This window comes from Pseudomonas sp. GW456-L12, from assembly GCF_059424045.1.
In genome coordinates this window covers 1-12,085 of sequence record NZ_JBWKZA010000006.1, presented here as the reverse complement: position 1 = coordinate 12,085, position 12,085 = coordinate 1, and the positions used below count along the sequence as shown (strand labels likewise).

At 56.1% G+C, this 12,085-nt stretch carries 10 protein-coding genes, 1 tRNA gene and 2 pseudogenes; 11 read left to right on the top strand and 2 right to left on the bottom strand.

Annotation, left to right across the window (positions count from 1 at the left end; genetic code table 11):
- Positions 1-11: 11 nt before the first annotated feature.
- Positions 12-1,061, bottom strand: a complete 1,050-nt coding sequence (queA, locus tag AC07Y9_RS09575) for a tRNA preQ1(34) S-adenosylmethionine ribosyltransferase-isomerase QueA (protein ID WP_102678555.1) — start codon at positions 1,059-1,061, stop codon at positions 12-14.
- Between the two features lie 108 nt (positions 1,062-1,169).
- Here queA and AC07Y9_RS09570 point away from each other — a divergent pair.
- The 3 genes and pseudogenes from AC07Y9_RS09570 to AC07Y9_RS09560 form a co-directional block, all read left to right on the top strand.
- Positions 1,170-1,254 (top strand) — tRNA-Leu (locus AC07Y9_RS09570).
- A gap of 163 nt (positions 1,255-1,417) precedes the next feature.
- The gene (locus AC07Y9_RS09565; RefSeq protein WP_102678556.1) at positions 1,418-2,737 is read left to right on the top strand and encodes a tyrosine-type recombinase/integrase; all 1,320 of its coding nucleotides are present in this window, start codon (positions 1,418-1,420) and stop codon (positions 2,735-2,737) included.
- A 906-nt stretch (positions 2,738-3,643) separates the two neighbouring features.
- Positions 3,644-3,895 (top strand): annotated as a pseudogene (locus AC07Y9_RS09560) (integrase domain-containing protein); the annotation flags it as partial.
- Here AC07Y9_RS09560 and AC07Y9_RS09555 read toward each other — a convergent pair.
- Positions 3,890-4,051, bottom strand: a pseudogene (locus tag AC07Y9_RS09555) (IS5/IS1182 family transposase); the annotation flags it as partial. The pseudogenes AC07Y9_RS09560 and AC07Y9_RS09555 sit on opposite strands and share 6 nt — an antisense overlap.
- A gap of 482 nt (positions 4,052-4,533) precedes the next feature.
- Between AC07Y9_RS09555 and AC07Y9_RS09550 the strand changes: the two are divergent.
- The 8 genes from AC07Y9_RS09550 to AC07Y9_RS09515 all read left to right on the top strand — a co-directional run bounded on the left by AC07Y9_RS09550 (position 4,534) and on the right by AC07Y9_RS09515 (position 11,417).
- Positions 4,534-4,710 (top strand): hypothetical protein, encoded by a 177-nt coding sequence (locus tag AC07Y9_RS09550; protein ID WP_158245990.1) that lies wholly within the window; start codon positions 4,534-4,536, stop codon positions 4,708-4,710.
- 91 nt (positions 4,711-4,801) lie between these two features.
- The gene (locus tag AC07Y9_RS09545; protein ID WP_102678557.1) at positions 4,802-6,019 is read left to right on the top strand and encodes a YcaO-like family protein; all 1,218 of its coding nucleotides are present in this window, start codon (positions 4,802-4,804) and stop codon (positions 6,017-6,019) included.
- The gene (locus AC07Y9_RS09540) at positions 6,000-6,689 is read left to right on the top strand and encodes a TfuA-like protein (protein WP_102678558.1); all 690 of its coding nucleotides are present in this window, start codon (positions 6,000-6,002) and stop codon (positions 6,687-6,689) included. The genes AC07Y9_RS09545 and AC07Y9_RS09540 overlap by 20 nt, the downstream gene beginning before the upstream one ends.
- Entirely contained in the window at positions 6,664-7,434 is a 771-nt protein-coding gene (locus AC07Y9_RS09535) for a hypothetical protein (RefSeq protein ID WP_102678559.1), read from the top strand. The genes AC07Y9_RS09540 and AC07Y9_RS09535 overlap by 26 nt, the downstream gene beginning before the upstream one ends.
- Positions 7,435-7,437: 3 nt before the next feature.
- Positions 7,438-7,710: a MoaD/ThiS family protein gene (locus AC07Y9_RS09530; protein ID WP_102678560.1), complete on the top strand. Its 273-nt coding sequence runs from the start codon at positions 7,438-7,440 to the stop codon at positions 7,708-7,710.
- 1 nt (position 7,711) lies between these two features.
- Entirely contained in the window at positions 7,712-8,839 is a 1,128-nt protein-coding gene (gene moeB / locus AC07Y9_RS09525) for a HesA/MoeB/ThiF family protein (protein ID WP_102678561.1), read from the top strand.
- A 47-nt stretch (positions 8,840-8,886) separates the two neighbouring features.
- Positions 8,887-10,191, top strand: a complete 1,305-nt coding sequence (locus AC07Y9_RS09520; RefSeq protein WP_102678562.1) for an MFS transporter — start codon at positions 8,887-8,889, stop codon at positions 10,189-10,191.
- Positions 10,192-10,238: 47 nt separating this feature from the next.
- Positions 10,239-11,417 (top strand): spermidine synthase, encoded by a 1,179-nt coding sequence (locus tag AC07Y9_RS09515; protein WP_102678563.1) that lies wholly within the window; start codon positions 10,239-10,241, stop codon positions 11,415-11,417.
- Positions 11,418-12,085 lie beyond the last annotated feature (668 nt).

Sequence of the window (12,085 nt, the reverse complement as noted above, 5' to 3'; positions counted from 1 at the left end):
ACAGGTGCGACTCATGCTTGATCCTCAGGGCCGCGTGGCGCGGGATTGCGGGTGATGAACATCGCATCACCGTAGCTGAAAAAGCGGTATCCATGCTCGACGGCAGCCTTGTAGGCGGCCATGGCTTCGGGGTAACCGGCGAACGCCGAAACCAGCATCAACAGCGTGGATTCGGGCAAATGGAAGTTGGTGACCAGGGCATCGACCACATGGAACGGCCGGCCCGGGTAGATAAAGATGTCGGTGTCGCCGCTGAACGGCTTGAGCACGCCATCGCGCGCCGCGCTTTCCAGGGAACGCACGCTGGTGGTCCCCACCGCCACCACCCGACCGCCGCGCGCGCGGCAGGCGGCTACCGCATCCACCACGTCCTGGCTGACTTCCAGCCATTCGTTGTGCATATGGTGATCTTCGATGCGCTCCACCCGCACCGGCTGGAAGGTCCCGGCGCCGACATGCAGGGTCACGAACGCGGTCTCGACGCCCTTGGCGGCAATCGCCTCCAGCAGCGGCTGGTCGAAGTGCAGCCCCGCGGTCGGCGCGGCCACCGCGCCCAGGCGCTCGGAATACACGGTCTGATAACGCTCGCGGTCCGAGTCTTCGTCCGGGCGGTCTATATAAGGAGGCAACGGCATATGGCCGACGCGCTCCAGCAGCGGCAACACTTCCTCGGCAAACCCCAGCTCGAACAGGGTGTCGTGGCGGGCCAGCATCTCGGCCTCGCCACCGCCGTCGATGAGGATCTTCGAACCCGGTTTCGGCGCCTTGCTGGAGCGCACATGGGCCAGCACACGGTGGCTGTCGAGCACCCGCTCCACGAGGATTTCCAGCTTGCCGCCGGAGGCCTTCTGGCCAAACAGGCGCGCCGGAATCACCCGGGTATTGTTGAACACCATCAAGTCGCCCGGGCGCAAATGCTCAAGCAAATCAGTGAATTGACGGTGGGCCAGGGCGCCAGTGAGCCCATCCAGGGTCAACAGGCGACTCGCGCGACGCTCGGCCAGGGGGTGGCGGGCGATCAGCGAATCAGGGAGCTCGAAGGTAAAGTCAGCAACACGCATGATGGGGTTCGTCTAGCAGGGCCGGAAAGTTTAGCGGAAATAGCCAAAATTGACCATGAAACCTGATTGACCAACGGTAGGCACGTCTCTATACTTCGCCGCCATTGAGCCCTGATGGCGGAATTGGTAGACGCGGCGGATTCAAAATCCGTTTTCGAGAGAAGTGGGAGTTCGAGTCTCCCTCGGGGCACCATTTGCAGTACATAGACGACTACCAGCGTCTACGCAACATCCCTAGAGCCCGCTAACTGCGGGCTTTTTGGTCTCTGGGGTTCCATCCCCGTCCCTTGCAAGCCAGCCTCTTTTTGGTACATTTTCTGTACAGATTCCAGTTCGAGAACCGGAGGTGTACAGCCATGCCCCTCACTGCCTTGCAAGTCAAAGCGTCCAAGCCTGCCGACAAGCAATACACGCTGAGTGATAGTTCGGGTCTTGCCCTTCTAGTCCAGCCGAACGGCCACAAGTACTGGCATTTCCGATACTCGTATCATGGTCGCCCGGCGCGCATGTCATTGGGCGTCTACCCGAGCATCTCCTTGCAGGAAGCTCGCGAACGGGCTGCCGAATGCCGCAAGCTGCTCAAGGAAGGGACCAATCCTGGAGCCAAACGCCGGGATGACAAGCAGCAGCAACGGGAGGCTGGGCTCAACACCTTCAGACGAGCTACGGAGTACTGGTATCAGTTCAAGGCCGACTCCGGCCGCAGCCATGCGACGCTAAAGAAGATTCGCGACTACCTCGACAAGGATCTGCTACCAGCACTCGGCGAGATGCAGCTGGAACACATTACTCGTGCCGACTGCGCGAAGTTGCAGGCCAGCATCGAAAAGCGCGGGGCGTTCAATGTGGCAGACAAGGCGCGGACCTGGCTCAAGCAGATTTTCAGTCAGGCGATTGCGCGGGGATTGTGCGAACACAATCCGGCCTCAGAACTTCATGCCATCGCGTTGGCGCCGCCTTCCCCTGAGCACTATCCGCATTTACGTGAAAGCGAGCTGCCGGAATTTCTTCAGGCGCTGAGCAAGACCACCAGCCGGTTGCCGTCGAGGATGGCTTCGTGGATGGCAATACTGACGGCGAGCCGACCCGGCATGGTTCGGTATGCGACGTGGGATGAAATCGATTTTGAAGAAGGGACGTGGACCATACCGGCTGAACGCATGAAGATGCGCCGGGACTATGTCAGCCCCCTGCCCCATCAACTGATCGCGATGCTGATCAAGCTGCACCAATGCACTGGACGCAGCCGCTACCTGTTTCCGGGTAGTGGCGAGAAACGGCCCGTCATCAGCGAGAACACGATCAATCTGGTGTTTGCCAAGATTGGCTATAAAGGGCGGATGGTGAGCCATGGCGTTCGCCACACCGCGAGCACGCTGCTGCGCGAACATGGGTGGCTGAAGGATCATGTTGAAAGTCAACTGGCTCATGTCGAGGGTGGCATTGCTGGGGAGTACAACCAGGCGCTGTACCTTACGCAACGGCGGATCATGATGCAGTGGTATGCCGATTATCTCGATGCGCTCAGGGTTGGAATTACGGCGAGCCTGCGGGATCAGTTTGATACGCGGGTTAATCAGTTTCTGTCGCGTAAGTCTTCGGAGCTTCTCGGGGTCAACGCGGTCGGTGACGGCATCAGCGCCTTGGAAGATGAGCGTGGCGCATTCCAGCGCTAACACGTCAGTGAAATCTCCACAGCTTTGCCTTCCACGCGGGCCCTTCCAAGCAGGGCTGCAAAGCCGCCCTGCTTGGAAGGGCCTCACTTGAAAGATCTAAAAATCAGCGTAACCGTCTTCTAGAAACCAAGGATTTCCATAGACAGCTTATGCCATTCGCAGCAGCAGAATTCTCAAAAAATCGAGCCTTGACCCTGTCTATCAGCGAGCGTAGAAAAGATCGGGCAAAGCACTGTCGTCGACAGCAACCCAGGTAGCCAGAACCTTTAAGGCTACGCCACACGGTGGTGGTTCTCCCCAAGTGCGATAAGCATCCGGCGGCTCGCACGGTCACAACGATGTGATGGATGCCTACTTTTACCAGTGTGCCCACTGCGGCAACTTCCCCCTTTCATAGCTGCCCTGCAGCAACCTATCCACTTGGCCATTTCCTTGCGCCAACCTGCGCCCGTCTCTTTCTCCCGGAAAGAGACGGGCGCTCCTACCGCTGCTGCAGTCCACCTCGTACAAGGCTTTGCGGTATTCCCCCTCGTGACAATCGGCGTGACAAACACCGAAGTCACCAGCAGCAGCGATGCAGATGATGGTGCCGCAGCCCACGGAATGGACTGCACCTGACTGACAGTCAGGCATGCCCCGGTCATCGCTTCACTGCCTTCACCCGACTCAGGATCTCGCGGCGTTGGTTTCGTCAGCCAGCACAGCCTCCACCCGCCCACCGGTAACGGTGCCCAGGAGGCCAGATCATGAGATGCCCAAGCTCCTGGTCGTAAAGAGCCGTCAGTCCCGCGTTAGTGGACAACCCTCACCGGTCGCAGGGGCCTTGATCCCTGATAACACTCAACATTCTTGGCGGGATGACGTGGGGAAAATTTTAAAAGTTTTGGCTTTGAGAGGAGTTCGATCATGGCACTGGTGGGCAGGCGAGATGGACGCAATTTTGGCTATGGTCGGCAGTTGAGCTATGCCGGGCCGCAGGCGTTGCGCGATCTGTTTAGCGGCGGGCATTACGGCACGGTCAGAGCGCACAGTGATCGCTGGCAGGCATTTGTACGCTGGTGTCGGTCGGAGGATGGGCCAGGGCTCAACGATGCGCGGCAGATTGATCGGCAGACCTTGTTGGTCTATGCCGAACATCTGCGTCAGCAAGTTGATCGATTGTGAGAAGAGGTTGAGGTTACGGCAGCGAACTACGAATTGCCGGCAGATGCTGCGGACGGCTTTGCCGTTGTCCTTGCGAAAGTCAGCAATGGTTTTGAAGTCCGGAGCCAAGCGCCCAGTTAGCCACATCAACTCGGAATTGCGCTGTCTTTCAGATGCTCCGCAACGCGTTTCTGTGAGGATGGCGATAAAACCGGTCATGGTGGAGAGCAGCAGCCCGACGTAAGGCAATTTCTCGGTGATAGCGGCACGTTTTATCAGCCGAGGTTCGGCGGTGACAGGGCGGCCATCACAGTTGCAGCTCCTTTCGGTCAATTGCGCTGGCGATTGTACAAAAGCCGCACCACTTCACCAGTCTCATTGCACCGGCTAGAAATTTTAAAAACTGCTGAGTTCATTCAATCGATGGAGACCAATCCCGCTACCGCATGTGTCATTGCTATTTGTGCGTGGAGCGCACAAGTCTTTTGTGATCAATGTTTAAAGTAACTTGGCGACACTTCACAGAGATACAAATACGCAACAATATTAAGCCAGTAAATATTTGTTTGACATTGACTCTATGACCTGCCAAAACTTATAGGTGTTGCGCAACAAACTTTCTTAAACGCAATACTACGGACAGGACTAAGAATATGGACTCTCTAGTTAATGATGTAACCTTCGAGCTTGAACTGGACACAGAAACTGCGGAAAAATTCTCCGTCATTCTGAACGATGAAAGCCTGATGCACGCCGGTTTTGTGGCACATCAGTCAAACAACAACGTGTTGACGCTGGCTCTGGCTGAAGACGTAAAAATCGCAGCCTGAAAAAACGGGAGGGAATTAATTCCCTCCCGTTTTTTATTGTGTCGAACATGATGCTTGTTTTAAATCTTTCATCACTCAAAGGTGACCCAATATGCAAAGGCTTAGTTCGAGCCTTCGTCGCCGCAGTGCCGAAGAAACATTAAAAATTATCGTCAACGATATTGCCCCTCGCTTGGGCATTACCCGAGTGACCGATACCACCTGGCTGGACCGTATTGGTATTCCGGTGTTTGCCAGTATACGACCCGATGCATTGAAGGGTTCGCTGTGCGTTAATGCGGGTAAAGGCCTCCGGCCAGCAGAAGCCAAGATCGGCGCGTACATGGAAGCCATTGAGTTCAGCCTTGCGCAATACAACACGGCGCAACTGGAACTGGTAAAGAGCACGCCGAAGCAACTCACCGAAAGCCACGAAGGACGAATCGCGTTCAATCAGTTCTGCATGCTGTATGGCTTCGCTGCCAAGGCCGACTCGCTCATCATGGCCGTCGAAGCTGAAGATGTATTGCGCAAGCAAAAGGTCCTTGCACCTGCCGAACTGGTGTTCATTCCCTACCCGGAGAACCCCGGGCAACAACTCTTCGGGGAAAGCTCCAGTGGCCTGGCTTCCGGCAATGACCTGGTGGAAGCCTCGGTACACGCTGTTTGCGAACTCATGGAGCGCGATGTTCAAGCGTTCAATCACCTGCATGACCGCTCTTGCCTCGTCAATCTGGACCGTTACAGCGCAGAAATCGACAGCCTGATCAATAGAATCAATGCCGCGGGGTTGAGCCTGTCGGTTCGTTATACCGAGAACTGTTTTGGCCTGGCCTACTTTCAGGCTTTTATCATGGAAGAGTCTTCCCAGGCGCCCATCTCCGTGGCCACCGGTTCAGGGTTGCATCCCATCAAGGAAATCGCCTTGATCCGCGCCATCTGCGAGGCGGCCCAAAGCCGTTTGAGCCACATACACGGCGGCCGTGACGACATCATCGAGCGTGTCAAATACTTCGAGAAAAAGGGCCGTTCGGCCGAACTTCAGGCTATCGCACGCTTGCGTACCGTGGCGACCTCCCGGGACCAGATGATCGATTACTCCGCCATCGACTGCCAGGACGCCGCAATCCCCACAATCGAATCGGCCTGGGAGTTGCTCATCGAGCGGTTGCAGCGCGTCGGGCTCAGTACGGTGCTAAGGGTCTTGCTCAGCAAAGCGTCGGACGACATCACGGTGGTCAGAATTATTATTCCGGGGCTTGAAGCCTTTGAACCCGGTTTGAAAAGGGTCGGTCCGAGGTTAAGTACGTATGTCAAACAAAGCGCTTGAAGCCTGCACGCTGTTTGCGGGTCCCTCCCTGCAAGGAATAGACAGTCAATTACTGGGCGGTGTGGTGATCCACCCACCCGTCAAACGCGGCGATATCGAACGGCTGGTGGCGCAATACCCCCCTTCGAACCTCGCCATTGTCGATGGCGTGTTCCATGCACATCCCGCCGTCGGCCATGCCGAGATACTCGACGCCCTGGGCGCGGGTTGGCGCATCTGGGGATTGTCGTCAATGGGGGCGATTCGCGCCTGTGAAATGGATTCGCTAGGGATGACAGGTTTTGGCGAAGTGTATCGACAATTCGCCAGCGATCCGGACATGTCCGACGACGAAGTAACCCTGGTACATCAAGCACAAGAGCCTTTTCTGTCACTTAGCGAACCACTTATTCATATCAGGCAATTTTTAAGACAGTGGGCGACGGAACAGGTCATTACGCCGGCACAAGAACAACACGTCCTTCACTACCTGAAAAACATGTGGTACGGCCATCGAACACTAAGTTGTTTGAAAGAGGTCTTGCTGGCACTCCCTATCGCGGAAAAACAAATAGACAGTGCCCTGGCCAACTTTTCTGCCTACAGAATTAAGAGCTTGGACTTGATCGACTTTCTCAAATTGCAACCATGGACGGTAAAACAGAATGTCGCCCTCAGAGATACTGTGTGAAATAAACGGCTTGCCCTTTGTGCATCCGATGTTCAACAGCATAAAACTTTTAACACTCGTTGCGGTTGTTCGTAAAAATATCGAGGGCGGCGAGTTACCGTTAACCGCCTATTTAAAACCAGACTTTGCCACCGCCCTGTATAACCGGCACGTCGAAGGTGCCCCCGAGTTTCCACCCCATCAAATGCTCGGTCATGCTGAGCTGTTCATGGTGGCCGAAGCGAAGAGCAACCTCAAAGCCTTGCTGCCGGAATGGGCCGGGTTATTGGACTTGCCGGTTAAAATATATAAGTTGCTGACTGAGCAAGTCAGCCTGACCAATCCCGTGCTGCCACAACAAATGTTTCTGGGCGAAGACGCGTTTACCAGCATGACGGACCTTGAAGAGTTACTGGTGCATGAACTGTCCCATATCTGGTGCAGTTTGATCGCCGAGATTTACGACTTCCAGCTCAAGGACAGTTCGAACAACTACATACTGCCGTCGGGCACCGGTGGCAAGAACCCCCGGGGTGTTTTGCTGGCGTGTCTTTTTGCCGTCAGCGCCGTTAACTACCACCAGCGGTTGCTAGCCAGCGGTTCCGCGCGAGCTCGTCCCGAGCGACTCGACTACTTGCACCAGTATTTCCTCAAAAGCCTGGCCACTCTCCAGGCTTCGGCCGAACTGTCCGACATCGGAAAACTGATCACCTCCCGGCTGGATGCGTTTTCCAGCGAACTGACAACTGACGCTGTTCAAGGATGACCCATGGCAGTCGTACACTTTCCCCGGCAATTCATGACGTATACCCATCAGCATAAAACACACGCCACTGAGGGCTTGTGTGTCAGCGATGTGCTGAACAACCTGACCGCACGGTTTCCCGACCTGATTGGCCCGGTCTTCTCTGAGGACCTGTACCCGCTGCCCTTCGTGGGGTTGTTCGTCAATGGCATGCCCGTGACCAGTGAGCATGACCGCCGTTGTCCCCTGGACAGTAACGCGCAATTGGTTCTGATCAACGCAGTGGCAGGTGGCTGACATGCAATGCAACCTGAAGACGGACACCTCCCGTTACGCCCGCCAGATCATCCTCAGCGAGGTCGGCGCAGAGGGGCAGCAGCGCCTCAAAGACAGCAAAGTGCTGGTGGTCGGAGCCGGGGGGCTGGGCTGCCCGGTACTCCTGTACCTGGCCGGTGCTGGCGTCGGGACGCTAGGCATCATTGATAACGACATCGTCGACGTGAGCAATCTGCACCGACAAATTCTCTATTCGATGGGCGATGTAGGCGAGCTGAAAGTGTCGGCAGCCAAGCGCCGCATTCGCCAGTTGAACCCCGATATCGTCGTCCACACCGTTGCCACGACGCTGAACCCGGACAATGTCCTGTCGCTGCTGGCGGAATACGACATCATCGTCGACGCCACTGATAACTTCAGCGCCAAATACCTCATCAGTGACGCGTGTATCGAATGCGAAAAACCGATGGTCTATGCCTCGATCAGTCAGTTCGAGGGGCAGGTATCGGTCTTTAATTATTACGACCGACACACCCAACAGCGGGGGCCGTGTTTCCGTGATCTGTTCGAAACACCACCGCCACCGCACTTGACACAGAACTGTTCGGAAGCGGGAGTGCTGGGCGTCATACCTGGCTTGCTCGGTTGCTTTCAGGCCAATGAAGTACTCAAGCTCATCCTCCGTGCCGGTGCGCCATTAAGCGGGCAATTGTTGTCTATCGACGGCCTGGACAACACTTTCCACCTGTTGAGCGTCAACAAAAAAACACGGAGCCGGTCCCCTGCGAACACGCTTGGCGCCGCAACCACACCGGCGTGGCGCGACAGCGACTGGTTGTCACCCGACACACTGCATGACTGGATAGCGACACACGCGCCATTTCAATTGGTCGATGTGCGCGACCTCAGCGAGCATCAACAAGGTTCTCTGGGCGGCGGACTGATTCCGCTCAAAGACATCATCAAGCGCCAGGAAGAGCTCGATACCACCCGCCGTATCGTTTTCTATTGCAAATCCGGCGTCAGAAGCAAGGCAGCCCTACTGGCCGTTCGCAGCGTCAACCAGGATGCGGAACTCTATAGCCTTGAGGGTGGGATCGAGCAATATCTGGCGATCTACCCTGATGACCGTCACCCCGTCGTTTCTTGAACGCCCCCGGCTTGCGCAGTAGCCCTATCTGGATCAAAGGTACGTCAATGAGTGCAAATTTTTCAGGCATTACGTGGGGCTTTCCCGGCATCGACCGGCGTCTGCTGAAAGTGCAATTCAGCTTTTTGCTTATGGTTCTGGGTGGACGGTGCAATCAACTGGCGGTGGCCTGGTGGGCCTTGCAGGAAACCGGCTCTGCGCTGTACTTCGCCAACATGATTGCCTGTTCCATTGCGGCGGAGGTGTTAGCCAAACCCCTATTGGGATGGCTGGGGGACAAGTACAACAAAATCCTGATCATCAAGCTGGCCTCATGGATCAGCCTGCTGACAGCGCTGTTGATGGTGGTGCTGTCCGCCACGGGGTCGTTCAATCCCTGGACGGTGGGCGCGCTGATGATGATCAGCAGTGCGATTGTCGGTGTGCGCGACCCTCTCCAGGCGTCGATCATTCCTTTGTTCGCAGACGACGATAAAGTCTCCCTGGCCTTTCGGACCAAAAGCGTGATGTCGTCCTTTTCTATTCTGCTGGGGCCGGTACTGGCCAGCGGGTTGATTTACGGGTTCGGTATCACGTTCGCCTTTGCTGCCGATTTTTTTGCGATTCTCATCGCCGGGGCGTTGATCGCGACTATCCCGAGCCACATCGGCGCCACTGGCCAAGGCGAAAAAGCCCCGGGTGCCAGCGGCTTCAGCATGATCTATTCCGGCTTCAAAGTGGTTTACGGAGTGAAGGTCGAATTTTACCTGGCCATCATTGCAATGCTGATCAACTTTGCCCTGTTTCCGTTCTTCACCATCCTGATCCCCCTGTACGTAAAGGACGTCATCCAGTACCCGGTCACCTACATCGGTCTTCTGGATTCGTGCTTCGGGCTGGGCATTCTGGCGGGCAGTTACAAGATCATCGGCTGGCTATCCGACCGGGTTCCCCGTGACATGTGTGTGTCCGCAGGTTTTGCATTACTGGGGTGCAATCTGGTGGTGGTCGGCACCGTTTCATCGTCGTTCATCGTACCCGCGGCCTTTTTCTGCGGCGGCGTAGGCCTGATGTTGATCAACATCCCCACCTCAGCAGTGAGGCTACTGGCGACGCCCAAGCTCCATCGCAACCGGATTTTTGCCACGGTTTCATTTCTGTCTGCGGCGGCCAGCCCCTTGGGCAGTTTTGCGATGAACACCCTGATCGCCGATCTGGGGGTTGCACTGACAATCACGCTGCTGGGTGTCATGGTGCTGCTGTTGTCTCTGCTGGTCTTTCTGGTACCCGATTTCAAAACTTTCATGCGTTCCCCGGATACGCAGCTCAATGATGCCTACCTGGAAAAATACCCTGAAGCGTTTGCGCACTGACGTGCCTCGCGGCCCCCCGCCTCTTACAAATGGAGTTGCCTTTCACCATGCCGGACTTCAAGGATCGACCTGAATCTGCTCGACATGAACAGATCTTCTGCGGCCAATATTATGATGATATGGGCTGTACCGGTTTCCTGGGGGACCCGTCCAAGGATCGAATCTCGGTTCTGATGCTGGGGCTTTCGGACGGTGTGGCGCTGGCGCCGATCGCAGCCAGCACCAGAGTTGCCCATCTGTTGGCCGTTGATCTGGACGAGACCGCACTAGTGCGCAGCCTCGATAACCGGAACCGACTTGCAGCGCATATCGACTTTGACAGCGTGGTCGCTGATGCCGCGCACTTCCTGGACGTCACCCCCGACCGGTACGACGTCATTATTGTCGACCTCTACACCCAGAGCGGTTATGCCCCGATAGTGTTTGATCACGGGTTCCACCAACTATTGAAGAGCCGCCTCAACCCCCTCGGTCATGTGGTATTCAACGCTTTTGGCGTCCCCATGAATCTGGACCCGTTCAACGGCCCTGCGCCCCAGGCTTGGCTCGCCCACTGCCTGAACGACAGTTGGGGCGACATTCATTACCTGCCCCACCGACGCAATGCGACGTTCATTATCGGCCCACCTCCATCAACCACACCACGCACCGCAGCTGCCCTAGAGTCTTTATGTGCCAGTGACCGGCTCTTCATGGACATCATGAGCCTTCGCCTGCGCTATCTGACACCCACGGTTATCCGTCACGCGCCGCTTGAGCCTCCGGCGCTGGACTTCGTCGGAATTGATCTCGAGGTGCACAAACGCTGGAAGGAGTCGTTACCGGCCTTATCGGCTCTGCTTCCAGCCTCGCTGGAGCTGAGCAAACCCAACGATCTTCGCGTGTTACTGGATGACCCGGACGCTTGCCAAGCGCTGCAAGAACGATTGTTGAAGGACAAGTCTTCGCTGCGTACCACGCTGGCGTTGCTGATCGCAGGCGAAGTCAACTTCTCGGACCGCGATATGTCATGGCTTCCCGACTGGGTCCTCGCGACACTGGAGAATAGCGTCGAGATCCACCCACGAGACTGGCTGGAGGGTTTACTTCCTTATGCCTATGGCGTCATTACCCACAGAACCCGGGGGGATGTGACCAAAGTGGAAGGCTTTCGACGGGCGCTAGCCCGATTGTCACCGAGCACATGGAGGTCCGACGTTTCACCGAGCCGAGCGCCAAGCGCGTAGCCGCGGTAATACGAGGTGGGAGTATGGTAAGCGTGAATCGGGGCAGTGCTTATAGCGGCAGGCCAGACTCCGCCGAACCCGATTGTTTTGTTAACAACAATGACTCACAGAGAATACATCTCGTCGGAAATCAGATAGGCGAAATCGGGAATCTTTCATCCACCTAGCTCCATTGATGCAAATCACTCAAATTTACAGTTTCCCGTATATTAAAAAATGTACATGTGCTTTTATAAATATTAATCAAAGACTTATCCTATTTTTCGAGTCCCCCTCGGGGCACCAAACTTAAAAAAGACCTTGAAATTCAAGGTCTTTTTTTTCGCCTGCAGAAAAGTGCCGCAGCCCCTGCGCGCCAGGATTCCGTAGGAGCGAAGCTTGCTCGCGATGAACGATGGCGGGGAGAGACTGGTACTGTGCAGCGCCTGGTTCGCGGGCAAGCCTCGCTCCTACGGACGACTGAAAGCACCAATGCAGACCTGCTCAAAAGCTTCCTTGATGCGCATCAAGAAGCCCTGACTTGTGCGCCATAGACTGTCTGAAAGACATTGGAGCGATCAGACAGGCCCGATATGAGCGAAGAATCCACCGCGCGTCCCCTTCCCAACCCTCTTCCCGAAAAAGCCACACCCACAGCCAAACCGACGGTCACGGCCAGCAGCAAAAGC